Annotated in this window: 22 protein-coding genes; 11 read left to right on the forward strand and 11 right to left on the reverse strand. The window is 60.2% G+C overall.

Features of this window, described 5'->3' with window-relative positions; genetic code table 11:
* Positions 1-173: 173 nt before the first annotated feature.
* Together katG and ACIN8IBEIGE_RS08470 are read left to right on the forward strand one after the other, a co-directional pair.
* Complete coding sequence (katG, locus tag ACIN8IBEIGE_RS08465; protein WP_160014254.1) at positions 174-2,384, forward strand: catalase/peroxidase HPI; 2,211 nt, start codon at positions 174-176, stop codon at positions 2,382-2,384.
* Positions 2,385-2,540: 156 nt separating this feature from the next.
* Positions 2,541-3,092: an ATP-dependent zinc protease gene (locus ACIN8IBEIGE_RS08470; protein WP_160014255.1), complete on the forward strand. Its 552-nt coding sequence runs from the start codon at positions 2,541-2,543 to the stop codon at positions 3,090-3,092.
* Between the two features lie 85 nt (positions 3,093-3,177).
* Here the strand turns inward: ACIN8IBEIGE_RS08470 and ACIN8IBEIGE_RS08475 are convergent, their stop codons facing one another.
* The 4 genes from ACIN8IBEIGE_RS08475 to dsbD form a co-directional block, all read right to left on the reverse strand.
* Positions 3,178-3,927: a 3-oxoacyl-ACP reductase family protein gene (locus tag ACIN8IBEIGE_RS08475; protein WP_160014256.1), complete on the reverse strand. Its 750-nt coding sequence runs from the start codon at positions 3,925-3,927 to the stop codon at positions 3,178-3,180.
* 118 nt (positions 3,928-4,045) lie between these two features.
* Positions 4,046-4,789, reverse strand: a complete 744-nt coding sequence (dsbG, locus tag ACIN8IBEIGE_RS08480) for a thiol:disulfide interchange protein DsbG (RefSeq protein ID WP_160016344.1) — start codon at positions 4,787-4,789, stop codon at positions 4,046-4,048.
* A 29-nt stretch (positions 4,790-4,818) separates the two neighbouring features.
* Positions 4,819-5,628 carry a TlpA disulfide reductase family protein gene (locus ACIN8IBEIGE_RS08485; RefSeq protein ID WP_160014257.1) on the reverse strand — a complete coding sequence of 270 codons (810 nt, stop codon included), beginning with the start codon at positions 5,626-5,628 and terminating at the stop codon, positions 4,819-4,821.
* Positions 5,628-7,388, reverse strand: a complete 1,761-nt coding sequence (gene dsbD / locus ACIN8IBEIGE_RS08490; RefSeq protein WP_160014258.1) for a protein-disulfide reductase DsbD — start codon at positions 7,386-7,388, stop codon at positions 5,628-5,630. The genes ACIN8IBEIGE_RS08485 and dsbD overlap by 1 nt, the downstream gene beginning before the upstream one ends.
* Before the next feature lie 174 nt (positions 7,389-7,562).
* Here dsbD and ACIN8IBEIGE_RS08495 point away from each other — a divergent pair, with 174 nt between their 5' ends.
* Both ACIN8IBEIGE_RS08495 and ACIN8IBEIGE_RS08500 read left to right on the forward strand, forming a co-directional pair.
* On the forward strand, positions 7,563-8,258 hold the full coding sequence (locus tag ACIN8IBEIGE_RS08495) for a response regulator transcription factor (protein WP_160014259.1): 696 nt from the start codon (positions 7,563-7,565) through the stop codon (positions 8,256-8,258).
* Positions 8,255-9,583: a sensor histidine kinase gene (locus ACIN8IBEIGE_RS08500; RefSeq protein WP_160014260.1), complete on the forward strand. Its 1,329-nt coding sequence runs from the start codon at positions 8,255-8,257 to the stop codon at positions 9,581-9,583. Before ACIN8IBEIGE_RS08495 ends, ACIN8IBEIGE_RS08500 begins: the two co-directional genes overlap by 4 nt.
* 133 nt (positions 9,584-9,716) lie before the next feature.
* On the opposite strand, the gene ACIN8IBEIGE_RS08505 is transcribed toward ACIN8IBEIGE_RS08500, so the two are convergent.
* The 3 genes from ACIN8IBEIGE_RS08505 to ACIN8IBEIGE_RS08515 form a co-directional block, all read right to left on the reverse strand.
* Entirely contained in the window at positions 9,717-10,688 is a 972-nt protein-coding gene (locus ACIN8IBEIGE_RS08505) for an FUSC family protein (protein ID WP_256665275.1), read from the reverse strand.
* Positions 10,689-10,749: 61 nt separating this feature from the next.
* Positions 10,750-11,880: an HlyD family secretion protein gene (locus ACIN8IBEIGE_RS08510; RefSeq protein ID WP_160014262.1), complete on the reverse strand. Its 1,131-nt coding sequence runs from the start codon at positions 11,878-11,880 to the stop codon at positions 10,750-10,752.
* A gap of 60 nt (positions 11,881-11,940) precedes the next feature.
* Positions 11,941-12,465 carry a transporter suffix domain-containing protein gene (locus ACIN8IBEIGE_RS08515; RefSeq protein WP_160014263.1) on the reverse strand — a complete coding sequence of 175 codons (525 nt, stop codon included), beginning with the start codon at positions 12,463-12,465 and terminating at the stop codon, positions 11,941-11,943.
* A gap of 552 nt (positions 12,466-13,017) precedes the next feature.
* Between ACIN8IBEIGE_RS08515 and ACIN8IBEIGE_RS21135 the strand changes: the two genes are divergently transcribed.
* The 4 genes from ACIN8IBEIGE_RS21135 to ACIN8IBEIGE_RS08535 all read left to right on the forward strand — a co-directional run bounded on the left by ACIN8IBEIGE_RS21135 (position 13,018) and on the right by ACIN8IBEIGE_RS08535 (position 15,104).
* Positions 13,018-13,269: an MAPEG family protein gene (locus ACIN8IBEIGE_RS21135; RefSeq protein WP_372240006.1), complete on the forward strand. Its 252-nt coding sequence runs from the start codon at positions 13,018-13,020 to the stop codon at positions 13,267-13,269.
* Positions 13,270-13,437: 168 nt separating this feature from the next.
* Positions 13,438-14,022 carry a DUF6151 family protein gene (locus tag ACIN8IBEIGE_RS08525; protein ID WP_218579701.1) on the forward strand — a complete coding sequence of 195 codons (585 nt, stop codon included), beginning with the start codon at positions 13,438-13,440 and terminating at the stop codon, positions 14,020-14,022.
* 75 nt (positions 14,023-14,097) lie between these two features.
* Positions 14,098-14,568, forward strand: coding sequence for a GNAT family N-acetyltransferase (locus ACIN8IBEIGE_RS08530; protein WP_160014265.1), 471 nt, complete (start codon positions 14,098-14,100; stop codon positions 14,566-14,568).
* Positions 14,569-14,654: 86 nt separating this feature from the next.
* A complete protein-coding gene (locus ACIN8IBEIGE_RS08535; protein ID WP_160014266.1) occupies positions 14,655-15,104 on the forward strand; it encodes a hypothetical protein in 450 nt (149 codons plus the stop codon).
* 129 nt (positions 15,105-15,233) lie between these two features.
* Here the strand turns inward: ACIN8IBEIGE_RS08535 and ACIN8IBEIGE_RS08540 are convergent, their stop codons facing one another.
* The 4 genes from ACIN8IBEIGE_RS08540 to ACIN8IBEIGE_RS08555 form a co-directional block, all read right to left on the reverse strand.
* Entirely contained in the window at positions 15,234-16,637 is a 1,404-nt protein-coding gene (locus tag ACIN8IBEIGE_RS08540; protein WP_160014267.1) for an efflux transporter outer membrane subunit, read from the reverse strand.
* Positions 16,634-19,813 carry an efflux RND transporter permease subunit gene (locus ACIN8IBEIGE_RS08545; protein ID WP_160014268.1) on the reverse strand — a complete coding sequence of 1,060 codons (3,180 nt, stop codon included), beginning with the start codon at positions 19,811-19,813 and terminating at the stop codon, positions 16,634-16,636. Before ACIN8IBEIGE_RS08545 ends, ACIN8IBEIGE_RS08540 begins: the two co-directional genes overlap by 4 nt.
* Before the next feature lie 100 nt (positions 19,814-19,913).
* On the reverse strand, positions 19,914-21,152 hold the full coding sequence (mexE, locus tag ACIN8IBEIGE_RS08550) for a multidrug efflux RND transporter periplasmic adaptor subunit MexE (RefSeq protein ID WP_160014269.1): 1,239 nt from the start codon (positions 21,150-21,152) through the stop codon (positions 19,914-19,916).
* Between the two features lie 174 nt (positions 21,153-21,326).
* On the reverse strand, positions 21,327-22,244 hold the full coding sequence (locus ACIN8IBEIGE_RS08555; RefSeq protein ID WP_160014270.1) for a LysR family transcriptional regulator: 918 nt from the start codon (positions 22,242-22,244) through the stop codon (positions 21,327-21,329).
* A gap of 261 nt (positions 22,245-22,505) precedes the next feature.
* Between ACIN8IBEIGE_RS08555 and ACIN8IBEIGE_RS08560 the strand changes: the two genes are divergently transcribed.
* From ACIN8IBEIGE_RS08560 to ACIN8IBEIGE_RS08570, 3 genes are all read left to right on the forward strand, one after another.
* Entirely contained in the window at positions 22,506-23,528 is a 1,023-nt protein-coding gene (locus ACIN8IBEIGE_RS08560; protein WP_160014271.1) for a zinc-dependent alcohol dehydrogenase family protein, read from the forward strand.
* 466 nt (positions 23,529-23,994) lie between these two features.
* Positions 23,995-24,816, forward strand: coding sequence for a hypothetical protein (locus tag ACIN8IBEIGE_RS08565; protein WP_160014272.1), 822 nt, complete (start codon positions 23,995-23,997; stop codon positions 24,814-24,816).
* Positions 24,813-25,700: a hypothetical protein gene (locus tag ACIN8IBEIGE_RS08570; protein WP_160014273.1), complete on the forward strand. Its 888-nt coding sequence runs from the start codon at positions 24,813-24,815 to the stop codon at positions 25,698-25,700. The genes ACIN8IBEIGE_RS08565 and ACIN8IBEIGE_RS08570 overlap by 4 nt, the downstream gene beginning before the upstream one ends.
* The last annotated feature ends 21 nt before the right edge of the window (positions 25,701-25,721 follow it).

Here is a 25,721-nt window from a genome sequence, read left to right on the forward strand (position 1 = left end):
GAATAGACGCCAATGCCCGTCACTTTATCAGCTGTTTTACGGCAGTGACTCTATAGTCACTGAGTCATATGCCCGGACTACTATAAAGGTCATACCCAAATCCTATTGGCTCGTTTGCAGTCCAGCTACCAAGCTGAATCCACCCCGTTAGGTGAATACAACAGGAGAGAATCATGTCCAATGAAGCGAAGTGCCCGTTCTCGGGTGGTGCCGGCAAGAACACCTTGACTGGAGGCGCCCCGAAGAACGCCGACTGGTGGCCCAATCAGCTCAACCTGAAGATTCTGCACCAGCATTCTGCCAAGTCAGACCCCATGGGGGCGGGCTTCAACTACGCCGACGAATTCAAGAGCCTTGATCTGCATGCCGTGATCAAGGACCTCACCGCCCTGATGACCGACTCTCAGGACTGGTGGCCCGCAGACTGGGGCCACTACGGCGGCCTGATGATCCGCATGGCCTGGCACGCCGCGGGCACTTACCGTATTCACGATGGCCGTGGTGGCGCTGGTACTGGCAACCAGCGTTTCGCCCCGCTCAACAGCTGGCCGGACAACGGCAACCTGGACAAGGCCCGTCGACTGCTCTGGCCAATCAAACAGAAGTACGGCCGCAAACTGTCCTGGGCTGACCTGTTCGTCCTGGCTGGTAACGTCGCCCTGGAGTCCATGGGCTTCAAGACCTTCGGTTTTGCCGGCGGCCGTCCGGATATCTGGGAACCGGAAGAAGACACCTACTGGGGTTCGGAAACCGAGTGGCTGGCCACCAGCGACAAACCGCACAGCCGTTACACCGGCAATCGTGAGCTGGAAAACCCGCTGGCCGCCGTGCAGATGGGCCTGATCTACGTCAACCCGGAAGGCCCGGATGGCAACCCTGATCCCGTCGCCTCGGGGCGTGACGTGCGTGAAACCTTCGCCCGCATGGCCATGAATGATGAAGAGACCGTGGCCCTGGTCGCGGGCGGCCACACCTTCGGTAAAGCTCACGGTGCGGGTGACCCATCGCTGGTCGGTCCTGAGCCGGAAGCCGCACCGCTGGAAGAACAGGGCCTGGGCTGGATCAACAAGCTCGGCACCGGCAAAGGCGTGCACACCACCACCAGCGGTATTGAAGGCGCCTGGAAACCCAACCCCACCACCTGGGATAACGGCTATTTCGACATGCTGTTCGGCTACGAGTGGGAACTGAGCAAGAGCCCGGCAGGTGCTCACCAGTGGACGCCGAAGAACGTCAAACCCGAGCACTTGATCCCTGACGCGCATGACCCGGCGAAGAAACATCCGCCGATGATGACCACCGCCGATATGTCGCTGCGTATGGACCCGGCCTACGAGAAGATTTCGCGCCACTTCCACCAGAACCCGCAAGCCTTTGCCGATGCGTTCGCCCGCGCCTGGTTCAAGCTGACTCACCGTGACATGGGCCCGCGTGCTCGTTACCTCGGTCCGCTGGTGCCGCAGGAGGAGCTGATCTGGCAAGACCCGGTTCCGGCCGTCAACCATGCCCTGGTGGATGCGCAGGATATCGCAGGCCTCAAGGCCAAGGTGCTGGCATCCGGCCTGTCGATTGCGCAGCTGGTCAACACCGCTTGGGCCTCTGCGTCTACCTTCCGTGGCAGCGACAAGCGCGGTGGTGCCAACGGCGCGCGTATTCGTCTCGCTCCGCAGAAGGACTGGGAAGTTAACCAACCTGCCGAACTGGCCAAGGTATTGGCAGCGCTGGAAGCCATCCAGAAGGACTTCAACGCATCGGCAAGTGGCGGCAAGAAAATCTCCCTGGCCGACCTGATCGTTCTCGCCGGTTCTGCTGCGGTGGAAGCGGCCGCGAAGAAGGGTGGTGTGGATGTAGTGGTACCGTTCGCGCCAGGCCGCACTGACGCTACTCAGGAGCAGACTGACGTCGACTCCTTCGCGGTACTGGAGCCCAAGGCCGATGGCTTCCGCAACTATGCCCGCAAGGGTTACGAAAGCGTTGTCGCCGAGTTGTTGGTAGACAAGGCGCAGCTGCTGGAGCTGACCTCGCCGGAAATGACCGTACTGATCGGCGGCCTGCGCGCGCTGAATGCCAATGCCGGCAAAGCCCAGCATGGTGTGTTCACCAAACGCCCGGAAACCCTGAGCAATGACTTCTTCGTCAACCTGCTCGACATGGGCACCAAGTGGCAGAAGTCTGCCAGCGAAGGTGTGCTGGAAGGCCGTGATCGCAAAACCGGCGACCTGAAATGGACCGCCACCCAGGTCGACCTGGTGTTCGGCTCCAACTCGCAGCTGCGCGCTCAGGCGGAGGTTTATGCCACCAGCGATGCACCCGCGAAGTTTGTGCAGGACTTCGTCGCCGCCTGGACCAAGGTGATGAACCTGGATCGCTTCGATCTCAAGTGATCCGCACAGAGGCTTAACCAGCCTCAGATGAAACCACTTCGCCCTGCCATGGTCATTCATGGCAGGGCGAAGTTTTTTATAACTGCCTGATTAAGCTTGAATTCAGCCAGAGCCGTTAGCTTAGCCTGACTTTCTAAATGCTATTGGAGCCACCTGATGTCGAACCTCGCCTGCGTACCGTTCAAACAGGTAGCGACCGCCTTTGCACTCTGCACCGCACTGTTCGCCACCGGCGCGATGGCCAACCAGCCACAGATATACGGCCTGCACGAAAAGGTTTCGCTGCATGAACTGGCTCTGGAACTGCCCGCCAAGCTCGATACCGGTGCCGAAACCGCTTCGCTCAGCGCCAAGAATATTCAGGTGTTCAAACGTGATGGCGGTGAGTGGGTGCGCTTCCAACTGGGAATGAAAGACGCCGAAGAGGCGCAGATCATTGAAAAGCCGCTGGCACGCATGAGCTATATCAAACGCCGCGCCGATGACCGCAAGCCCGGCGACAAACAGCTGTACAGCGCCCGCCCGGTGATCGAGATGGACATCTGCGTAGGCAATGAGCTGAAGAGCATCGAAGTCAATCTGACCGACCGCAGCGCTTTTGAGTACCCACTGCTGATCGGCTCATCTGCCCTGAAAGAATTCAACGCTGCAGTCAGCCCCGGTGTGCGCTATTCGGCAGGGCAGCCAAGTTGCACCCAGACCAGCTGATGCGCAATTGATCGAGTTTACCGAAGGCCTTGCCAGCTGATCGGGGCATGTGGCGAGTTGCACATGCCCTTGTTTCAGTCAGGGGTTAGGCCGAGAAACCACCATCGATCATCAGGCTGGCCCCGGTGATGTAACCCGCTTCCGGACCGGCCAGGTAGGCAACAAAACCGGCGATTTCACCTGCCTTACCGAAGCGATCCAGCGCCATCAGGCCTTTCAGGAACTCGGCACCTTCGCCATCGGCCGGGTTCATTTCGGTGTCCACTGGGCCTGGCTGTACGTTGTTCACGGTGATGTTGCGTGGGCCCAGGTCGCGGGCCATGCCTTTGGCCAGGCCGACCAGCGCCGATTTGCTCATGGCGTAGATCGCGCCACCCGCCACCGGGATGCGGTCGGCGTTGGTGCTGCCGATGTTGATGATGCGCCCACCATCGACCATGTGCTTGGCGGCTTCCTGGCTGGCGACGAACACGCTGCGCACGTTGACCGCCAGAGTGTGATCCAGCTGTTCCAGAGTCAGTTCTTCGGTGCTGCCCCAGGCTAACACGCCGGCGTTGTTGACCAGGATGTCAAGACCGCCGAAGTTCTCGACCGCACTGCGAATGGCCTGTTGCACGGCTGCTGCGTCGGCACTGTCGGCCTTGAGTGCGAGGGCCTTGCCGCCAGCGCTAGTGACTTCACTGGCCAGGGCATTGGCCCGCTCGGCGGATGACACAAAGGTGAATGCCACTGCCGCGCCTTCAGCGGCCAGACGCTTGACGATGGCCGCGCCGATACCGCGCGAACCGCCCTGGATGAAAGCCACTTTGCCTTGCAGGGTTTGGGTAGTTGTCATGGTGTATCTCCTTTACAAAAAATTAAGTCAGTCGGTCTGACTAAGGTGTGAGCAATCTATTGCCACGCGCCTGGGGCTCGGATTATCGACCGAAACCGCTCAGCGTGCGATGTTGCGATCAGGAGCGCGGCCCCATGATCTGTTTGAGGACATCGGGACTTGGCGCCCCCCGCTGCTGGCGCAGCTGACCGCTTTCGTCCGGGTAGAAAATCGCCGGCGTAGCCGCTACGCCCATCTCCGCCATCAGGCCAAGGTTGTTATCGAGCTGCTGCTGGATCGTCACTGGAATCTTCTTCAAACCTTTCAGCTTGCTGGCTTTGCCGGCGGACTCATGCTCATGCAGCGCCGCCTGCTGATCTTTGGCATTGAGCAGGGCAGCGGCCTTCTCGACGCTGTCCTGGCGCAACATGCCGACCATCACGTGGCGAATCTGCACATCACCGGCTTCGACCCAGGGCCGCGCCTGTTTCCAGAACATGTTGCAGTAGGGGCAATTGGGGTCGGAGAACATATAGAGGATGCGCGGCGCCTTGGCGCTGCCATCGGCGATCCAGGTGCTGCGCTCCAGCTTGCGGAGCATTTCCTTGGCCAGCGGTTCGTACACCAGCTTGTCTAGCGGCTGCTGCGAGAGGTCTTCACCCTGGGCATTGAGCAGGCTGCCGACCACTACGTGCTGGCCATCCTCCGTCAGATAAAGGGCGACGCCCTGGCCGTTGTAGCGGGCGGCATAGCCTTGCAAGCCGCTCGGGGCATCGAAGCGCTGGATGATTTCGGCGCCGCGTGCTTCGACGACTTTGATCGGCTCGGGCCACTCTTCGGCGTGCAACAAGGGCACGGTCAGCAGGGTTAATGCTGAAAGCATGACGGGGAGATTGAGCAGTTTTTTCACGGTTACTGTTCCTTGTTAAATACTTCAAGCGCGCGAGCCAGGCTGGCGCGGGATAGCTCACCCAGGTGGCTGCCGACCTGGCGACCTTCGGCGTCGTAGAACAGGGTGCTGGGCAGGGCCATGGAGCCGACGTGTTGGCCGAGGCGGCCGCCGCTGTCTAGCAGGACGTTGTCCAGCCCCAGGGCTTCTGCCGCTAGGTACTGGTTGACCACACCCTGGCCTTCGCCCTGGTTGACGAAGAGGATGGTCAGCTCAGGATGGTTGCGCTGTGCTTCGGCCAGTACCGGCATTTCGCGGCGGCACGGTGGGCACCAGGTGGCCCAGAGGTTGACCACCAATGGTTTGCCGGCATAGTCCTCCAGCGCCACCGTGGCACCCTTGCTGTCGCGGAATGAAAGCTCTGGCAGGCGCGTGCCTTGCTCCAGGCCGTGCAGGGTCAGGCTGCCCAGGCCCCAGCTCAGCACACCGACGGCTAGTGCGCTGGCCAGTGCGTTTCTGATGGCCGGCCTGCGCCAGGCCTGCCAGGCACCCAGCAGCAGGGCGGCCAGCAAACCAGGCCAGGCGATAAAGCCGCCGTCACGGATATCCAGCATCTGCCAGGGCTGCTCGCGGTAATGCTCGAAATACACCGCCACGAACGCCACTCGGGCGACCAGCATGGCCACCAGCAACAGGCGAAACAGCTGTTTCTCGGGGTTTACCGCGCTGCGCCGACCGACGTACCAGCCGGTAAAAGTCGCCAGCAGCAGGCTGAGCAGCAACAGTACATGGGCGGTGCTGAGTGCCAGCGGTCCGATATTGATCGTTAACATCAACCACGCTCCTTGGTAGTCGTCCATATCTGCAGAAACTGCTCGGCATCCACCGCGCCGGTGATGCGCTGTGAGCGGCGCTCCTCACCATTCGGGCCGATCCACAGCAGGGTGGGCGGGCCCATGACGTCAAAGCGGCTGAGTAGCGCGCGGCTTGCCGCGTTGCTCTCGGTCACGTCGGGGCGCAGCACGCGCACGCCCTGCAGGCTGGCCTGCACCTCGGGGTTGCCGAACACGGTTTTCTCCATGACTTTGCACGACACACACCAGTCCGCGTAGTAATCCACCAGTACCCACTGGCCCTCAGCCTTGGCGGCGGCCAGCTCGCGCTCCAGCGCGGTCGGCTCGTTTAGGTCGATAAAGTGTTGCTCGCTCGGGGCGGCGGCAACGGCGGTGCCGGTGAAGATCTTGAGCGGCTGCAGCGGATCGCTGGCACCGCCGGCGGCACCCAACAGCATCGCCATGCCCCAGAGACCCAGCAGCGCGCCAGCGGCCTTGCTCAGGCTGGTGTGTTGCTGCACCTGACGTGCCAGTTGCAGCAGGGCACTGGCCAGCAGAATTAGCAAGGCACCCCACAGGCCCAACCAGACCGACTCGTCCAGCAGCGGGCGGATCACCAGCAACGCAGTCACCAGGAACAGGAAACCAAACACCACCTTGACCCGGTCCATCCAAGCGCCCGGCTTGGGCAGGAAGCGGTTACCCAAGGTGACCAGCAACACCAGCGGCGTACCGATACCCAGGCCCAGAGCAAACAGCACCAGACCACCGTGCAGCGCGTCGCCACTCTGCGCGATATACAGCAGGGCGGCGGCCAGCGGCGCGGTCATGCACGGGCCGACCAGCAGGCCGGAGAACAGGCCGAGCATGCTGGCACCCATCAGGCTGCCACCTTGCTGCTTGCGGCCGGCGTTTTCCAGGCGGTCACGCAGGGCTGCCGGCAGCTGCAACTCGAACAGGCCGAACATCGGCAAGGCCAGCAGCACGAACAGCGCGGCAAAGCTGGCCAGCAACCAGGGCTGCTGCAGCAGGCCTTGCAGGTTGGCGCCCATCAGTGCAGCGACCACGCCCAGCGCGGCATACACCAGCGCCATGCTCACCACGTAGGCCGAGGCCAGTGCCAAACCGCGACGCGGCGAGGCACCGCTGCCAACCACAATACCGGCGAGAATCGGCAGCATCGGCAAGGAGCAGGGCGCAAAGGCCAGCAACAGGCCCAAGCCGAAGAACACCAGCAGGCTCAAGGCCAGCGTCTGGTTCTGCAGGCCGCCCACCAGAGCCTGGTCTTCAGCCAGGGATGTGCCCGGTTCGCTCAATGCGCCATTACCGGACAGATCAATCTGCTGGGTCTGCGGTGGGTAACAAAGCCCTGCATCGGCGCAGCCTTGCCAGCCAATCTGAATGCTGCCGGTGTTGCCGGCAGGCAGAATCAGCTCAAGGCGCTCACGATAGATTTGCGAGTCGCCGAAAAACTCATCGCTATACGGCAGCCCAGGCGGCAGCTCGGGCTTAACCCCGGCGGGTAGACCGTTGAATTGCAGGCGGTGCTGGTAGAGGTAGTAGCCGGGAGCGATATCCCAGCGCAGCAGGGTTTCACCATTAGCCTGCGGCTCGACGCTAAGTTCGAACGCCTGCTCGGCAGGGAGGAAGTCCGCCTGCGGGCTGTTACCCGTCAGCAATGGGCTGGTTGAAAAGCTGGAGGCCTGTACCGGCTGCAGTAGCCAGGCCCACATCAGAGAGAACAGTAGTAACGTCCGCATGCATAACCACGTCTGTGAATGTCGAGGCGCAGAGCATCGCAGTTGGCGGTTAAGTCAGGATTAACGATGTGATAATCGGCGCAAATTGCAGTCGCCGGTTATCATTTCTCGCTTCGCATAACCTCGGCTTAATCCTGACAATGGATACTTCAAACTCCTCCACGGATCGGTTCCATGTACATATTGCTGACTGAAGATAACGCCCTGATTGCCAGCGGCGTGGTGGCCGGGCTTACCGCCCAGGGCTTTCGCGTGATGCACGCCGCGACTGCGGCCGATGCGGAGGCGCTGCTGCGCACGGTGGAGTTCGACGCACTGGTGCTGGACCTGGGCCTGCCGGACGAAGACGGTTTAAGCCTGCTGCGCCGCCTGCGCCAGCGCGGTGTGGCGCTGCCTGTGTTGCTGCTGACCGCGCGCGACTCAGTCGCCGACCGCGTGTCTGGGCTGCAGGACGGCGCCGACGATTACTTGGTCAAACCCTTCGACCTGCGTGAACTCGCCGCACGCCTGCATGCTTTGTTGCGTCGCGCCGCCGGACGCGCCAGCCCGCAGGTCGAGCACGGCCCGCTGCGTTTCGACCCAGTGGCCTGCCAGGCGTTTTTGCACGAGCAACCGGTCGACCTGTCGCGCCGTGAGCAAGTGCTGCTGCAGGCGCTGTTGCAGAGCCCAGGCCGAGTGCTCAGCGGCGAACAGCTGAAGGATGCGGTCTACGGCCTCGACGGTGAGGTCGAGAGCAACGCGCTCAACGTGCATATCCACCACCTGCGCCGCAAGCTGGGCAACGGTATTGTCGAGACGGTACGCGGCCTGGGCTACCGCTTGGGGCCAGCCGGGCATGCAACCACTTCTGACGAGAGCAACAGTTCATGAGTTTGCGTCTACGCCTGACCCTTATCCTCGGTTCCGCCTTTGTGCTGCTCTGGTCGCTGGCCGCTGTGTGGATGCTGTTCGATCTGCGTAATCAGTTGACCCTTTCACTCGATCAGCGCTTGGCGTCTTCCGCGCGCATGGTTGCGGGATTGCTCGCCCAGCTGCCGCCACCGCAGCAGGGGGAGGGCGGTACACCACTCAGCACCGAGCAGCTAGGCATTCCCGAAGGCATCGCCTGCCAGATCAGCTCGGTACGTGGCGAGATCCTCGCCAGCAGCCGCGCCGCACCGGACAGCTCGTTGGGCGCGGTAGGAGGCGGTTTCCATGAGCGCACCATTGGTGATCTCACCTGGCGCACCTTCACCCTGGTGGAAGGCGATATGCGCGTAACCACGGCAGACCGCCTGGATGAGCGCGACACGCTCAAACGCTCCATTCTGCTGGCCGCCGCCGCTCCAGTACTGGTGGCCTTGGTTGGCAGCCTGCTGGTGCTCTGGTTTGGCCTCAGCCGTGAGTTGTCGCCTCTGCAGCGCATCCGCCAAGCGCTGGCCCAGCGTCGTGCCGACTGCATCGAGCCTCTGCAAATCGAAGGTCTGCCGCAAGAGCTGCAACCGCTGGTGGCAACCCAGAATCAGCTGTTTCAACGTATCGCCCAGGCCATCGAACGCGAGCGCCGGCTAACCGACGATGCTGCCCATGAACTGCGTAGCCCACTGACCGCGATCAAAACCCACCTGCAGGTGGCCGGCATGACCGAAGGCGAAACCGCCCGCCAGGCACTGGCCAACGCCGAAGCCGGCGCCGACCGCCTGCACCAGACCCTGGAGCAGTTGCTGTTGCTGGCTCGGGTCGAGGGGCGGCTGCCGTTTGACGAGAACCTGCAGTACAGCGCCGAGCAAGTGGTGCAGTTGGCTATCGGTGACGCCCAGCAGTCGGGCCAGCCGCCCATCGAACTGCAGCTACTCGATGCCAGTGCGCAGCGCCTTTTGGCGATGCCGCCAACTCTGGCGATTGCCGCCTTGCGCAACCTGCTGGACAACGCCCAGCGCCACACCCCGCTCGGTACTGTCGTCAGTTTGAGCGTGCAACTGCGCGGCGATAAGGTCTGCTTCAGCGTGCGCGACTCCGGGCCTGGAGTTGCCCCGGACAAGCTCGCTCAGTTGACCGAACGCTTCTGGCGCAATTCCACCGGCGAGGGCAGCGGCCTTGGGCTGTCTATCGTTAAAGCAATTGCTGAACGCTGTGGTTGCGAGCTTGAATTTGTAAACACGGGCAATGGGCTCTGTGTGAATTTGCTGGTGGTTACCCGCTCGGTTGCTGCCTAAGAGGCGGAGTCCAAGAGCCCGTTAAAATTTGAGGATCAGTACACCACGCGTCGGTGCCGCCGACAGACAGCCGCAGTAGGCCGTCGCTACAGAGCATACGTATAGGCGACACCTGACAGCAGCAGTACAGCAACTAGCAATTGGTATTGCGTGGCTGGGGCCATAACAGGCTGGCCATGCACAAGGCATACACAACCGCGAACAGCACATAGGCAATTCGCGTGGAGAACAGCTCTGGTGTCTCGCCGGGCAATGGCGAAACGCCAAGGCCAAAGAGAATCAGAAAGGTCGTCAGCCCGCCGCCAAACACTTTGCCCGTCACTGCACCCAATACGGCCCGGCCGGCAAACAGCAGACTGACCAGCAGCAGGCTGAGGATGACCCACAGCAGACTGGGCCGCAGTTCGACCACGGTAAATGCCAGGGATGCAGCAACCCCGCCAAGCAGGTTGATCACGATCAGTGCGGCAGCAGTTCGGGTGCTCATCCCCAGTTCGAACTGGCTGAGCAGCGAGGCGACAGTAATTGGTATGACCATCGCCGTAGCCAAGCGTGAGTCGATCAGGCACAGCGTCACCATGCTCAGCAGAATGACGCCACTGACCATGGCCTGGCGCGTTACGCGTTCCAGTTCAGGGCGCGACACAGCTGCAGGGTTTACCTGTGTTTGGCCCACATCGGGGAATGCCGCGTGAGCGCCCCAGGTAAGTAGCAGAGCGAGGCTGACTGCCTTGGCCAGAATCAGCACAATCGACTCACCGAGGTCGCGTTGGAGGATGTCGAGCAGCGGCACCACAATCGCGATCACCAGCATCAACGCCGGTCCCGCGCCGCCTACCTGGCGCCCCTGGGCGAAAAAGCAGCTGAAGTAGCACAGCCAGAGCAATGGCAGCAGTACCAGCGGCCGGTCACCGAGCAAGCCGGTGAGGAAGATCAGCAGCGCGCCAACCATCAAGATCAGCAACACAGTACCCAGGCCCTGACGTAAACCGGGAGGGTTGTAGCTGGCCAGAAGAAACTGAGTGGCAAATAACGGCGCGAGAAAGGGCAGCACACTGCCGTGGATCAAGCTCAGGCTAAATCCCACCGTTACGGCCAAGACCACACGCAAGCCCTGTCGCTTGGCACGCGCCAGATCGATTGACGGGGAGGGCCCTGCCAAGGCCTCAGCTGACATAGGTCAGTAGCGCCACAAGCCGCGCGGTGATTACGCCAAACATGTTCGCCAGCGGGTTATCGCCGGTGTAAATCACCACCGTAACCTGTGAGCCATAGCGCAGGCCTTTCGGGTAAGGTTCCATCACCACTAGGCGCACGGGGAAGCGTTGCGGGTCACGTACCCAACCGCTCTGGTTGCGTACCGAGGGCAGGGCAGAAGAGCTGCTGCCCTCCGTTGCAACGCCCCAGCCGACGCTCTCGACCCGCGCATTGAACACGCGCCCTGGCAACACATCGAAGACCAGCTCGGCCGTATCATCGGCTTGCACATGCTCCAGGCTGTTTTCTTTAAAGGCAGCGGAAACCCATACTGTGCCGGCGTCGATGAAGGTCAGCGCGGGCTGGCCGGCGTTGACCACCTGGCCAACAGCGAGCTGCAGATTGGTGATCACACCATCTGCGGGTGCCCTAATCTCCGTACGTACCAGATCAAGCCGAGCCTTCTCCAATTGCGCGAGGGCCTGCTTGAACTGAGGATTATCCGTACCTGTGGGGCCCAGCTCCTGACGTGCACGCTGCAAATCGGCCTGTGCCTTGGCCACTGCAGCCTCTGCGGTATTCAGCGACGCGGTGGCTTCATCCAGGCGCGCCCGCGCATAGACGCCGCGCTCAACCAACTGCATCACCCGGCGCGTTTGTTCACGCACATTGTCGCGTTGAGCGCGGGCAGACACGACCTGAGCCTGGGCCGCGTCCACCGATGCGGTGTTGGCCCCCAACGACTGGCCCGTTTGCTCAAGGCGCGCCTCGGCTTCGGCAATGGCGATTTTGTAAGGCTGTGGATCAATGCGAAACAGCAACTGCCCAGCCTCCACCCGAGCATTGTCGAGCACCGCAATTTCCACCACACGGCCACTCACTTCGGAAGCCATCTGCACCACATAACCCTGTACCACCGCCTGCGAGGTAGAAGGGGTGCTGCGCTCCATCAGGATGGACAGCACAAAGAGCGTGGCGGCAACTGACACCACGATCAACGCAATACGTCGCAGCGGGTTGGTTGGCGGTGCGGAGTTTTCGGCGGTAACCGGCGTATCGGCCGGTGGAGGGCTGTCAGGCTTTTCTAATGCATCAGACATAAGGGTTCCCGTAAGACAAATGGAGCAAGCGCCAAGGTTGGCTCGGTAGTGCGGGGTCGATCATGCAGCGTCGGGGCTGCTAACCCGCGCGCTGCGAATAAACAGCGCGCGCAGCTTCTCCCAGAAATTGCCGCCCAGAACGAAGAAGCTGCCAATCAGCAACGCATCGCCAAGCATCTGCAACGCCCAGCTATTGGGGCGCAGACCGGGCGCGATAGCATCGATATAAGGCTCAAGAAAGGATGAAATCAACGGCAGGCAGAACATCACCAAGCCAATGCGATGGCGCATCGGGCTGATCTCATCCTCAGTGCTCGGCACCATCGAAGACATATAGCCGTAGATATGCTGCTTCAGCTCCTGGAAACCCGCCTTGCCCATGATGGCGATAACCAGCAGCAAGAGAATCTTGTTGAGGATAAACAGCGCCCCCGAAAGCGCAGCTACCTTGGATCCTGGCACATCCGCTGCCGCTGCCAGTGGCACCAGAAGCCACAAAAGCGGAATCAAACAGATAATCGCGATACCTAACTTAAAGCGCCAATGGGCGGACTTAGGCTGGGCTATGTGCTGCTCTGTATTCATGTGTGGGTACCGTCCATTGCCATTATTGTTTTTGCTCTTCTAAAAATGGCTAACGCCATCAGCTAAATATCTAGCACAAAACCAGCGTGGCAGAGCGTTATCAGGCTATGACTGCTCAGCCTCAGCGCGTCGCCAGGCAGGTACACCTTTTAAGGGCCGAGCGCTTGGCGAAACTGAGGTTTGGCGTTGAGCTGGCGCTACTGAAGAATTGTTTGAGGACGGCTAGACAGTAAGGCGGCAAAGACGTAGGTTCTGCCGCATTCAGGATATGTCGCTATTCTCACTAGCCATATGAGTCTTTTAAGTCGGCGGATTGTGCGAAATGATCTTGACTTGCTGCAAAAAAAGCACCAGTAAACAGTTGGATTGTTTATTTTTAGTCGTATTGCCGGAGAGGCTCATAAATTGAATCCACTCATACTGCCTATGGCAACTCACATCGCACTCGCGTCTTTTCTTTACGTGCTACTCACTATCGCACGTGCACCCAAGGTGTAGGGAATAGGTAAAAAACCAGATGGAACTAACCCTTGGGCAGCTGTAGAGCCACGCATTAGTGCGAACCTTTCAAATCAGTTTGAATGGCCCGTATTTTTCTATGCTGCGTGCATTTTATTAATTCAAAACCAATCAGACTCGGCTGTTGCAGCCGGGTTGGCGTGGATTTTCATTTTGGGTCGTGTAGCTCATAGCTGTGTACAGATATTCACCACAAACGTACGAATTCGCGGCTTGGTGTTCACTATAAATTTTCTTGCCACTCTCGGTTTGTGGGGGCTTGTGATTTTTGCCTTTAAAGAATAAGACCCAGTCGGGGTTGTATAAAGGTAATTTAGTCAAGCTTTAAATGGTCATGATATATTCAGAGCACGAAGGGAAGTGCTGCGAGTTGGACATACTTACGACAAGAGCATGAACGATCCATCAGTAATGACTAATGGCCTGTGACTCAGCCAAGGAGTGGTGATACTTATGCATCCAATTCAATGTCAATGCGGTGCTGTTAGAGGGCAGGTCGACAGCATTGGTATTTACAATCGTCTTATCTGCTATTGCCCGGATTGCCGAGCATTTGCACATTTTCTTGGCAAAGCACCTTTTGTACTGGATAACCAAGGCGGAACCGAGATTGTTCAAGTAGCTCAGCAGCATCTGCGCTTCTGCCAAGGCGAAGAGTTTCTGGCGGCAGTCCGCCTCAGTGAAGCCGGTATGCTCCGCTGGTATGCCGCATGCTGTGCAACGCCGATTGGTAATACGATGGCCAACCGTAAAACATCATTTATTGGACTTATCCATACTTGCCTGGATCGCCAGAAAATGGATAAAGACTTTGGTGCCAATATCGCAGTTCTAAATACTGAAACCGCATTGGGTCAGCCGAAACCAAAGCAACGCGGGCTCTTTGGCATAATTGTGCGCTTTATCTGGATCGTGGCCGCAAACCGTATCAGCGGACGATACAAGAAATCTCCCCTGTTCAATTCTTCAGGTGTGCCTCGGGTTATTCCAAAAATATTAGAGCCTGACGAATTAGAACGTTTGAAAAGTGCCGTGTAGCACACGCCTCATCTCGCCAGTTCCCGTTACCTAAATCCAGCGATTAACCAAATTCAAACCGCAGAGAATATCAGCATGCGCGTGCAGTTAGAGCCTCCAAACCAGCCTGAAGTTATTGCGCTTATCGCGGAATTGGACGCATATCAGGACACTTTGTATCCGGCCGAGGCCCGCTACGCGCTGGACCTGACCACACTGGAGCAGGACAACGTGTTATTTGCGGTCGCCAGAGGCAATGACGGAGCAGCTATTGCTTGCGCTGCGGTGGTGCTTGGCAATGGAGCAGGAGAGTTAAAGCGTATGTTTGTACGCCCAGCCAACCGCGCACAAGGTGCAGCTGCCCAAGTGCTGCTACAGCTCGAAGTTGAGTCGATAAAGCGCGGTTGTCGGTTGCTGCAACTTGAAACTGGTCCTTACCAAGTGGAGGCGCTGGCGTTTTACCAAAAGCATGGCTTCCAGACCTGCGGCGCATTCGGTGACTATCCTGAACATCCGCTGAGCGTGTTTATGCAAAAGAGGCTCAGTGGTATCTGCGCGGCTGGTTAGCTAAGCATGTAAGTTGATACTTGTACTACCTGGGTACAAACCAGGGTTTACGGCCTCGGTATGGGCATTAGCTATCTGGAGAAACCTTGAATCGTATTCAGCTTTTTTGCTGGCGTTTACTCGTTGCTGCTACCGCAGGGCTTATGTTGTTTGGGCTTGTGCTGGTGGTCATGCCAGGTTTTACCCTGCAAGCATTCAGTCTGTTGGTTTACGCATCGGCGGCACACCTCAATACATTCGGGCCTGATGCGTTGGCCTATATCAGCCTGGTACATGCTGTGCTGGGTTCGGTGATGTTCGGCTGGGGCGCTGTGCTGATGTTTCTTGCACTTGGTCCCGTGCGTAGAGGCAACAAAGAGGCATGGTGGATGTTCGTTGTGTCATTGCTTGCCTGGTTTATCCCCGACACAGCCTATTCGCTGTTATCTGGTTTCTGGCAAAACGCGCTACTCAATGTCGGATTTGCGCTGCTGTTTGCAATTGCGCTTAGCGGCCTACGCTCATTCACGAGGCAAGCCCCTATGACAAGGTATTGAGCGCGTTCACCTTGTTTACCCGGGTGAGATGCGACCGTTTGATTCATAAAAAAGCCCCACGGCAAGGAGCAACTACCGTGGGGCGGGAAGGGGTTGGCAAGCCAACCTGGGGGAGAGTCGTTAAGCAAGTCAGGCGTCAGGCTGCCACCCACCGCCAAGGGCCTTGTAGATGGCGACGATGCCGCGATACAGCTCGACTTCCGCTTGGGCCTGGGCGTCTTCGGCGCTCAGGCGTTCACGCTCGGCGTCGAGCAGTACCAGAAAGTCCACTTCACCTTCGCGGTAGCGCACCCGGGCTTGCTCGGCAGCGGCGCGGCTGGCGTCAGATTGGCGCAGCAGGGCCAGCAGGCGCTGCTGGCGTTTGCCGTAGTCACTAAAGGCGTTGGCCGATTCCTCCAGGGCCAGCAGCACCTGCTGTTCATAGTTAGCCAGCGCGCCATCGGCTTCGGCTTCAGCCCCGCGCAGGCGCGCGCGCACGCTGCCCAGATCAAACGCCGCCCAGCTGATGGTTGGCGCCAGGCCCCAGGCTTGCGCGTGTGAAGCACCCAGCTGCGAGCCCCGCCCGGCGGTAAAACCAAGGAAGCCGGACAGACTCACCCGTGGAAACAGATCCGCCGTAGCCACGCCGATATTGGCGGTGGCAGCCGCCAGTTGCCGTTCGGCCGCGCGGATATCCGGGCGGCGACGCAGCAACTCACCGGGATCGCCCACCGGCAGGGCCTTGGCGATGGCGGGCAGATCCTGGGACGAGAGGTCCACGCTGAGTTGCTCCGGGCGCTGGCCGAGCAGGGTGGCGATGCGGTGCTTGGCACGCTGCTGCTGCGCCTGCAGTTGCGGCAGACTGGCTTCGGTGCCGGCCAGGCGTGCGTCGCTGCGCAGCACATCCAGCTGGCTGCCGACGCCAGCTTCACGCAGTTGCTCGGTGATGGCGCGCGATTCCTGCTGGTTTTTCAGGTTGGCGCGGGCAATGCGTTCACGCAGTTGTGCGCCGCGCAGGTTGCCGTAGGCATCCACCAGTTCGGCGATCAGGCTGACCTGCAGTTGCTGGTAATCCGCTGCGGCCACGTCCAGCTCGGCGTCGCTGGCTTCCAGTTGGCGCTGGATGCGGCCAAACAGATCCAGCTCCCAAAGCATGTCCAGGCCGAGGTCGTAACGCTCGCTGCGCACGCGTTGTTCGGTGACACCGGGTTGCTGGGCCTTGCCGAATTCACCGCTGGCGCGGCTGGTGATGGTCGGCAACTGATCGTTGCCAAGGTCATCACGAATGGCCTGGGCCGCCCGCAGGCGGGCAAAGGCCACGCGCAGCTGGCGGTTTTCCTTGAGTGACTGCTCGACCAACTGGTTGAGCACCGGGTCGTCGAACTGCTGCCACCAGCTGCTTTCAAAGCGCGAACGGTCGTAGCTAGTGCTTTGCGCGCTGCTCAGCTGGGCATCTGCAGTCTGTGGGGCCTGGTAGTCCGGGCCGACGGCGCAGGCTGTCAGCGCCAGGGTTAACAGGCTGAGGGCCAGCGGCTTGGCGTTAAGGGCCTTCATGCCTGCACCTCCTGCAAACGGGCCACTTTCTGCGCTTCGCGTTTCTCCACAAAGGCGCGGATCAGTACATAGAACACCGGGGTCAGCAGCAGGCCGAAGAAGGTTACACCGAGCATGCCGCTGAACACCGCAACGCCCATGGCATGACGCATCTCTGCGCCGGCACCGGAGGACAGTACCAGGGGCACCACACCCATGATAAAGGCGAAGCTGGTCATCAGAATCGGCCGCAGACGCAGGCGGCAGGCTTCCAGCACCGCAGCGATGCGGTCCATGCCTTCTTCCTGTTTCTCCTTGGCGAATTCGACGATGAGGATGGCGTTCTTGCAGGCCAATCCCACCAGTACGATCAAGCCGATCTGGGTGAAGATGTTGTTGTCGCCCCCCGCCAGGATCACCCCGGTGATGGCCGACAGCAGGGTCATCGGCACGATAAGGATCACTGCCAGCGGCAGGCTCCAGCTTTCGTACTGAGCGGCCAGCACCAGGAAGGCCAGCAGCACGCAGAGCGGGAAGACGAAGATTGCGCTGTTACCGGCGAGAATCTGCTGGTAGGTCAGGTCGGTCCACTCGAAGCTCATGCCGTTGGGCAGTTCTTCCTTAAGCAGCTTGGCGATTGCCGCCTCGGCCTGGCCGGAGCTGTAACCGGGCGCTGCCGCGCCGTTGATTTCGGCGGTGAGGAAGCCGTTGTAGTGCATCACCCGATCCGGCCCGGAGCTGGCATCGACCTTGAGGAAGGCCGACAGCGGCACCATTTCCCCGCGATTATTGCGCACCTTGAGCTGGCCGATCTGCTCCGGCTCCAGGCGGAACTGCTGCTCGGCCTGCACGTTGACCTGATAGGTACGGCCAAAACGGTTGAAGTCGTTGGCGTACAGCGAACCCAGGTAGATCTGCATGGTATCGAAGATGTCGCTGATCGCCACGCCGTGGGTCTTGGCCTTCTCGCGGTCGATGGCGGCATCGATCTGCGGCACATTCACCTGATAGCTGGTGAACACCGACATCGGGTCCAGCTCCGGCAGTTGGCGGGCCTTGGCGATGACGTTCTGGGTTTGCACGTACAACTCGTCATAGCCGAGGTTGCCACGGTCCTGCACCTGCAGGCGGAAGCCGCCGATGGTGCCCAGGCCCTGCACCGGGGGTGGCGGGAAGATGGCGATATAGGCGTCCTGAATCTCGCTGAACTGCGCGTTCAGCTCGGCCGCGATAGCCGTGGCGCTCATCGACGGATCCGTGCGCTCATCAAAGGGCTTTAGTGGGGTGAAGACGATGCCGCTGTTCGGGCTGTTGGTGAAGCCGTTGATCGACAGGCCGGGGAAGGCCACGGTGTTTTCCACACCGGGGTGCTTACCGGCAATTTCCGACATCTTCTTGATCACGTCTTCGGTGCGGTCCAGGGTCGCCGCATCCGGCAGCTGGGCGAAAGCGACCAGGTACTGCTTGTCCTGCGCCGGCACAAAGCCTGTGGGCGTAGTGGCAAAGCCCAGATAGGTCAGGCCCATCAAGCCGGCGTAGACGAAGAGGGCGATGCCGCTGCCGCGCAGTACACGTTTTACGGTGCCGACATAGCCATGGCTGGCGCGGTCGAATACGCGGTTGAACGGGGTGAACAACCAGCCGCCAAACAGCTTGTCGAGTACCTTGGAGAAGCGGTCCTTCGGCGCGTCGTGGCTTTTCAGCAGCACGGCAGCCAGGGCAGGGGACAGAGTCAGCGAGTTGAAGGCCGAGATCACCGTGGAAATGGCGATGGTCAGGGCGAACTGCTGGTAGAACTGCCCGGTAAGCCCGGAAATAAACGCCGTGGGAATAAACACCGCGCACAGCACCAGGGCCGTGGCGACGATCGGGCCGGTGACTTCCTTCATCGCCTGTTTGGTGGCCTCTACCGGGGTTTTGCCCAGGCCGATATTACGTTCGACGTTCTCCACCACGACGATGGCGTCGTCCACCACGATGCCAATGGCCAGCACCAGGCCGAACAGCGACAGCGCGTTGAGCGAGAAGCCGAACATGTGCATCACGGCGAAGGTGCCGATCAATGACACCGGCACGGCAGCCAGCGGGATGATCGAGGCGCGCCAGGTCTGCAGGAACAGGATCACCACCAGCACCACTAGGATGATGGCTTCGAGCAGGGTGTGCACCACCGCCTCGATGGAGCCGCGCACGAAGATGGTCGGGTCGTAGACGATCTCAAAATCCACACCCTGCGGGAAGCTCTGCTTCAGTTCGGCCATGCGTGCACGCACCGCATCGGAAATCTCGATAGCGTTGGAGCCGGGGCGCTGGAACACTGGAATGGCAACGGCGGGTTTGTTGTTGAGCAAGGAACGCAGGGCGTACTGACTGGAGCCCAGTTCAATGCGCGCGATGTCTTTCAAACGGGTGATTTCACCGTTTTCACCGGCGCGGATAATGATGTTCTCGAACTCCTCTTCGCTGACTAGGCGGCCCTGGGTGTTGATCGACAACTGAAAGCTATTGCCGGCATCCGAGGGCGGCGCACCGAGCGAACCGGCCGCGACCTGGCGGTTCTGTTCGCGGATGGCGTTAACCACATCGCTGGCAGTCAGATTGCGCGAGGCCACCTTGTTCGGGTCGAGCCATACGCGCAGCGAGTAGTTGCCCAGGCCGAACAGCTGTACATCACCCACACCATCCAGACGCGCCAGCTCGTCCTTGACGTTGAGCGCGGCGTAGTTGGACAGATAGAGCATGTCATAGCGGTCGTCCGGCGAGGTCAGGTGCACCACCATGGTCAGGTCGGGCGAGGCCTTGTCGACGGTCACGCCGAGACGCTGCACTTCGGTGGGCAGGGTCGGCATGGTCCGCGTCACGCGGTTCTGCACCTGCACCTGGGCTTTGTCCAAGTCGGTGCCGAGGGCGAAGGTCAGGGTCAGGGTCATCTTGCCGTCGGCCGTGCCCTGGGAAGACATATAGAGCATGCCCTCCACCCCAGTGATTGCCTGTTCCAGCGGCGAGGCGACGGTTTCACCGATCACCTTGGGGTTGGCGCCGGGGAAGGTGGCGCGCACCACCACGGTCGGCGGCACGACTTCCGGGTATTCGCTGATCGGCAACTGGAACAGTGAGATGGCCCCGCCGATCAGGATCAGCAGTGATAGCACAGCGGCGAAGATCGGCCGCTGGATAAAGAATTGCGAGAAGTTCATCAGAAAGTCCTCGGACGCTGGTGCGCCAGGCCCGAACGGCCACGCGCACCCTACGAATCAGGTTGTCGGGTAGGGGGCGCAGTGCACCCCAGGCGTCATGTCAGCCGCGCGGCTTGCCGTTGTTGATGTCCTGTTTGGCGACCCGTGGCGCATCGCGCTCGTCGACCGACTGGCGCAGGCGCAGCAGTTGGGCGAGAGTGGCTTCATCGGCCATCGGCACGCTCTGCGGATCAACAGTTGCACCGGGGAAGGCACGTTGCAGACCGTTGACCACGATCTTCTCGCCTTTGGCCAGGCCCTGGCGCACGATGCGCAGGCCTTCCAGCTTCGGCCCCAGCTCAATGGCGCGGTATTGCACGGCATTGTCCTTGTCGAGCACCAAGACAAACTTCTTGCCCAGGTCGGTGCCGACCGCTTCATCCTTGATCAGCGCGGCGGCGTACTGACCACTGCCAACCAGCTTCAGCCGTGCATACAGGCCCGGGGTGAAGCGACCATCACGGTTATCGAACACCGCGCGGCCACGGATGGTGCCGGTCTGCGGGTTGACCTGGTTGTCGAGGAAATCCAGCTCACCCAGGTGCGGGTGGCCATCTTCGCTGGACAGGCCCAGGTACACCGGGCTGGCATCGCGCGCCTGACCGCCGGCCTGACGCGCCAATTCGACGTACTTGAGGAACACGCGCTCATCGGCATCAAAATAGGCGTACACCTTGTCGGTGCTGACCAGAGTAGTCAGCAGGCTCTGACCGGCATTCACCAGGTTGCCTTCGGTGATCTCCGCGCGACTGACGCGGCCATCAATCGGGGCGGTAACGCGGGTGAAGCTCAGGTTAAGACGGGCGTTATCCAGTTCGGCCTGGATGCCGGCCACCGCAGCTCTGGCTTCGGCGGCGGCGCTGGCGCGGGCATCCGCCAGCTCGGCGGAGATAGCGTTGCTCTGGCGCAGGCGCTCGCCGCGATTGGCTTCACTCTGCGTGCGCGCCTGGCTGGCACGGGCCTGTTGCAGCTGAGCTTCCAGGCGTTTGACATCAGCCTGGAATGGTCGTGGATCAATCTGGAACAGCAGATCGCCTTTCTTCACCAGGCTGCCTTCGGCAAAGGCAACGCGATCGACGAAACCGGACACCCGTGGGCGGATCTCGACCGATTCAGGCGCTTCAAGGCGCCCGGTGAATTCATCCCATTCGTTGATTGGTTGTTCGATGACTGCTGCCACGCTGACTTTTGCAGCAGGCATCTGCTGTGCAGTTTCCGGCGCTTTACCGCATGCACTCAAGACCAGCACTGCGGCAAGGGCCAAGGGGAAATGCCAGCGGTTGTTATTGGACTGTTCCATGTGTGTATCCGCCCTAGGGTGTTGTGATGGGGCGGAGTCTGCTGCGTGCTCTGGCGTGGAACGAATCGAATGCTGCGAAGGTGACTATCATCGCGAATGATGATGAAGGGACTTTTATCGATTTCAACTATGTGAACAAGGTGCCCTGAACGTACTTTGGTTGCAGGGCGGGGTTTATTCCAGGCTGTCCGGGTCACCGCAGAACATCTGGATGCGCGAACGCAACCAGCGTTCCGCCGGATCGTTGTCCTGGGCGCCGCGCCAAGCCATATGCAGCTCGAAGGTTTGCGACGGAAGTGGCAACTCTTCGGCGCGCACGCCGCCTGCTGAGGTCAAGGCAGCAGCGGTGTAGTCCGGTACGGTAGCAATAATATCGGTGCCGGCAAGCAGGGTGCCCAGGCCATTGAACTGGGGCAGGGCGAGTACAACGCGACGCTTGCGCCCCAGCTTTTCCAGTTCAGTATCGATAAAACCACCCAGATCACCCGCAAAGGACACCAGCGCGTGCGGTCTTGCGCAGAAATCATCCAGGCTCAGTGCACCTGGCGCGGTATCGGCACGCAGTAGCTTCGGTTTGCTACGGCGCAGCACCTTGCGCTTGGCGTTGGCCGGCAACTCTTCGGTGTAGGCAACGCCCACGGAAATCTCACCAGAGGCCAGCAAGGCCGGCATCAGCAGATAATTGGTGCGACGAATCACCAGCACCACGCCGGGTGCTTCGGCGCGCAGGCGCTTGATCAGCGGTGGCAGGAGACCGAATTCGACGTCATCCGACAGGCCGATGCGAAACACTGCGGTGCTGGTGGCTGGGTGGAAGTCGGCCGCACGGCTGACCGCCGTGGAAATCGAATCCAGCGCCGGCGAGAGCAGGGTGGCAATCTCCATGGCGCGGGCGGTAGGCTCCATGCTACGGCCCGTGCGTACAAACAGCGGGTCATCGAACAAGCTGCGCAAACGGGCGAGGGCAGCACTGATGGCCGGCTGGCCCAGAAACAGCTTTTCCGCCGCACGGGTCACGCTGCGTTCATGCATCAGTGTTTCAAAGACGATCAACAGGTTGAGATCGACGCGGCGAAGATCGTTACGGTTCATCCGGTGTCCATTCTGGAGTGGTTGCGTTTTTGCGCGCGAATCAGGCTAATGCCGAATGCTGTCGCCAGGCAATATGCACGGCAAAATGATGTGTGGGTGACTCATCATCATCGACAAGCATGGTGAATATCAGCCCTGAGCGGTGGAATTGCTGGCAAAGCCCGGATAAAGTCCGTGGCCATAAGAGGTCGCCATCGCTGTATCGCGCAGAAATGCTGAACAGTTGCCGCGACCTGAATGGGTCAACCAAAGAGGTTTGCGATGTCCCGCATAGTGCGTTTCCACGAATTTGGTGAGGCCGATGTCCTCAGGATCGAAGAGCGTCAAGCACCGGCGCCCGCCGCAGGTGAAGTGCTGGTCGGTGTTGAGGCCGTAGGCGTCAGCTGGTACGACGTGCTCTGGCGACAGAACCTGGCCAATACCCCAACGCAATTGCCAGCAGGTCTGGGCCACGAACTGGCCGGCGTGGTGCTGGCCATCGGCGATGGCATTACCGATCTGGCCGTGGGTGACCGGGTAGCCAGCTTCCCGGGGCACAGTGCCAACCGTTATCCCTGTTACGCCGAACACGTGGTATTGCCACGCAGTTCCTTGGCGCGTTATCCGGACAATCTGACCGCACAACAGGCCGCCGTGCACTATTTGCCGTCGATGGTCGGTTGGTTCGGTTTCAGCGAGCTGGCGCGTTTGCAGCCCGGCGAAACCGTGTTGGTAACGGCCGCAAGCCGCTGCTGGGGCCCGTACATCGTGCAAATGGGTAAAGCTCTGGGCGCAACTGTCATTGCAGCGACAGCCTTTGCCGAGGACCGCGATTTTCTCAAGCAGCTGGGGGCGGATCACATCATTCTCACCGAGGAACAGGATCTGGTTAGCCGCGTCAGCAAGCTGACCGATGGCCGTGGTGTGAATGTGGTGATGGACGCGCTTGGTGGCCCGCAGATGTGCCTGCTGGGTGACGCTATCGCGCCGCGCGGCCGACTGATTCTGTTCGATCTGCAAGGCGGCAATGAAACGCCATTCCCAGCCTGCGCAGCGTTTCAGAAGAACATTCAGTTCTTCGTGCATTGCATCGGTAACTTCACCGGCAAGGAAGAGCTAAATATCCCGCAGGATGCAGTGGCCGTGGCCAAGGCTGTGCAAGGCATAAATCAGTTGACGGCAGACGGTTTGCTCAAGCCGTTGATCGACAAGGTGTACAGCTTCGATGAGGTAGTCGAAGCGCATCGTTACATGGAAACCTGCCCAAGCCGTGGCCGCGTGTTGCTGGATCTTGGCGCGCGTTAAACATAACTCACATTGTACGAAGCCCGGATTAGGGCGAGAGCGGTGAATCCTGAGTGATCCTGGGTTCACTGCTCGCAGCTTAGTGGTTCGTATAATGTATATTATGTTAAACGACAGGCCATGTCATAACGAATTACTACAACCATCAACGACCACACCGCTACAACGGATACAGGACGCCAGCGGAAACTGATTCACTGGAGTGCCCAGAATCATTGAGGTACAACACACAACACTTGGCATCCGGACAGACTGGACTACGCTCAAGGCACCTTGAAAAGGAGTTCGAGCTATGTCCCCCATGCGCAAGGCCGCGCCTCTGCTTCTCGCTCCCACTTGGCGGTTCTTTACCGCCAAAGCCATTTCCGCCGTAAGAAATCACCCCTGGCGCTTTATCGGCTCACCCTCTGCGTGAGAACGATTGCGCGCGCTCGTCCCTATCTCGCAAACAGGAAAGGAACTCCCTATGTGCACTATCGGAACCGTCTTTGACGGTGGCAGCATCCACACCTTCAAACAATGCGACCTGATCCCCATCACCACCTTCAACCCGCCTGATGTGCGGGCCGGCAGCAATGGCGTAAATAGCTATATAGCCATGACCCGTCAGGGCAGCGCGGGGATCTGGGCCGGTGTCAACGACCATGGGGTAGCGTTTGTCGCCGCCGACACCTACACCACCACCGCGGCCAACTATTACGCCAGTAGTGCCCAAGCCGAGGCCCTGTTTGCCGCTTACGAGGCCAGCATCAGCAGCCATACCAGCGCCACAGAGGCGGCGCAAAGCCTGATTGACTTCTATCGCAACACAGGCGGCAACACGCCATTTCCGGCACCGGACATTTCCTTGATCAGCGGCTGGGCAGATCCCCAGAAGACGCAGCCGATCAGCATTCTGATTGAGTACATGCCCAACCCGTTTAACCAGGACTCGGTGCGCCTGATCACGCGAACGGGCGGTTTTTTCGTTTCAACCAACAATTTTCGTCTACAACCCAATGCCGTGGATTACTCGGCCAATCACAGCACCTACCTGCGCCTGCAGCGCGCCGAAACCATTCTGCAAGTCGATCCCAGCCATCAAGGCATTAAGACCTTGCTCAGCGACCAGTACTACGGAGAAACAGAGCTATCGATTTGCCGTGAAACCGACTATCTGGGCATCGAATTTCACACTCAGGCCACAGCGCTGTTCAGTGCCAGTGCCGGCAGCGCGCAGTGTGAGTACCAGATCAACGGCAACCCGAAGACCAACCCCCTCAGCCTGTTTCCGGAGATCCTGTCATGAGCCCCGTCGACATCAGCCTCAAACTCGCCAACCAAAACCCTATTGCCCCACCCGTGCAAGGGTTCTTCTATGTCGACCAGGGTAATTACCAGACCTTCATGCTGGCCGACACCCCGCTGACGGCCTACTCCGACAGTGCCACGTCCTGCATCATCACCGCCGTGGTCAGTAACTTCGATGACCGCAACAGTCTGACCCTGGCCCACCTCGACAGCCCCGCCTGCATCGACGCCTTCTTCGACCTAATCGCCGCCCAGCACGCCAATAGCTGGCAAGTATTCGCCCAAGGTGCCAACCCTCCTGACAACAGCACCGCCCAGGACAATGCCAGCCAGTTACAAGCCCGCATCGACCAACTCGGCAGCCGTGTTGTGAAGTGCGAACTGGCGCTTTTGCAGGGCGACCCTCGGCAGGACAACCGTGGCGATTTCGGCGTGAGTTACTCCGGCGATGGCAGCGCCGTGGCCACCAACCAACCCTATGACCTGCAGCTGTACCAGCGCGATCCAACCTGCGGCGGGCAAACGGTGTACTGCATCATGCGTCGCCAGGAGCAGCCCCCCGTGCAGATTCGTGACGGCGGCCTGCCCTTTACCCATGCTGAACTGGTCGAACTGGCGGAAATCGCCCTGCAGTTTCGCAAAGACCCGCAAGACCCCAGCACGGCCTTCAGCAACATCGTCAACCTGCAAAGCGAAGAAATCCGGCAGAACTGGTCGACCACCCCGGCTTACGAGGCCCCCTGGTTCTCCGACCAACTCAAGCTCGGTGCTGCCTTCGCCATCGCCATGGCCCCCGTGGTCAGTCTCAGCGCTCAGCACCTGAAACGCACCACTGCGCCCAGTTTCGGGCGGCTACGCCAGGTCCTGCTGACCCAACGTTAAGCCACGACCGAGACTTGCCAG

This window comes from Pseudomonas sp. 8BK (assembly GCF_902506475.1).
Classification (GTDB): Bacteria; Pseudomonadota; Gammaproteobacteria; order Pseudomonadales; family Pseudomonadaceae; genus Aquipseudomonas; species Aquipseudomonas anguilliseptica.

Excerpts from the sequence above, each read along its gene's own strand:
- katG (WP_160014254.1), top strand. The coding sequence starts at position 174 with ATGTCCAATGAAGCGAAGTGCCCGTTCTCGGGTGGTGCCGGCAAGAAC.
- ACIN8IBEIGE_RS08470 (WP_160014255.1), top strand. The coding sequence starts at position 2,541 with ATGTCGAACCTCGCCTGCGTACCGTTCAAACAGGTAGCGACCGCCTTT.
- ACIN8IBEIGE_RS08475 (WP_160014256.1), bottom strand. The coding sequence starts at position 3,927 with ATGACAACTACCCAAACCCTGCAAGGCAAAGTGGCTTTCATCCAGGGC.
- dsbG (WP_160016344.1), bottom strand. The coding sequence starts at position 4,789 with ATGCTTTCAGCATTAACCCTGCTGACCGTGCCCTTGTTGCACGCCGAA.
- ACIN8IBEIGE_RS08485 (WP_160014257.1), bottom strand. The coding sequence starts at position 5,628 with ATGTTAACGATCAATATCGGACCGCTGGCACTCAGCACCGCCCATGTA.
- dsbD (WP_160014258.1), bottom strand. The coding sequence starts at position 7,388 with ATGCGGACGTTACTACTGTTCTCTCTGATGTGGGCCTGGCTACTGCAG.
- ACIN8IBEIGE_RS08495 (WP_160014259.1), top strand. The coding sequence starts at position 7,563 with ATGTACATATTGCTGACTGAAGATAACGCCCTGATTGCCAGCGGCGTG.
- ACIN8IBEIGE_RS08500 (WP_160014260.1), top strand. The coding sequence starts at position 8,255 with ATGAGTTTGCGTCTACGCCTGACCCTTATCCTCGGTTCCGCCTTTGTG.
- ACIN8IBEIGE_RS08510 (WP_160014262.1), bottom strand. The coding sequence starts at position 11,880 with ATGTCTGATGCATTAGAAAAGCCTGACAGCCCTCCACCGGCCGATACG.
- ACIN8IBEIGE_RS08515 (WP_160014263.1), bottom strand. The coding sequence starts at position 12,465 with ATGAATACAGAGCAGCACATAGCCCAGCCTAAGTCCGCCCATTGGCGC.
- ACIN8IBEIGE_RS08525 (WP_218579701.1), top strand. The coding sequence starts at position 13,438 with ATGCATCCAATTCAATGTCAATGCGGTGCTGTTAGAGGGCAGGTCGAC.
- ACIN8IBEIGE_RS08530 (WP_160014265.1), top strand. The coding sequence starts at position 14,098 with ATGCGCGTGCAGTTAGAGCCTCCAAACCAGCCTGAAGTTATTGCGCTT.
- ACIN8IBEIGE_RS08540 (WP_160014267.1), bottom strand. The coding sequence starts at position 16,637 with ATGAAGGCCCTTAACGCCAAGCCGCTGGCCCTCAGCCTGTTAACCCTG.
- ACIN8IBEIGE_RS08545 (WP_160014268.1), bottom strand. The coding sequence starts at position 19,813 with ATGAACTTCTCGCAATTCTTTATCCAGCGGCCGATCTTCGCCGCTGTG.
- mexE (WP_160014269.1), bottom strand. The coding sequence starts at position 21,152 with ATGGAACAGTCCAATAACAACCGCTGGCATTTCCCCTTGGCCCTTGCC.
- ACIN8IBEIGE_RS08555 (WP_160014270.1), bottom strand. The coding sequence starts at position 22,244 with ATGAACCGTAACGATCTTCGCCGCGTCGATCTCAACCTGTTGATCGTC.
- ACIN8IBEIGE_RS08560 (WP_160014271.1), top strand. The coding sequence starts at position 22,506 with ATGTCCCGCATAGTGCGTTTCCACGAATTTGGTGAGGCCGATGTCCTC.
- ACIN8IBEIGE_RS08565 (WP_160014272.1), top strand. The coding sequence starts at position 23,995 with ATGTGCACTATCGGAACCGTCTTTGACGGTGGCAGCATCCACACCTTC.
- ACIN8IBEIGE_RS08570 (WP_160014273.1), top strand. The coding sequence starts at position 24,813 with ATGAGCCCCGTCGACATCAGCCTCAAACTCGCCAACCAAAACCCTATT.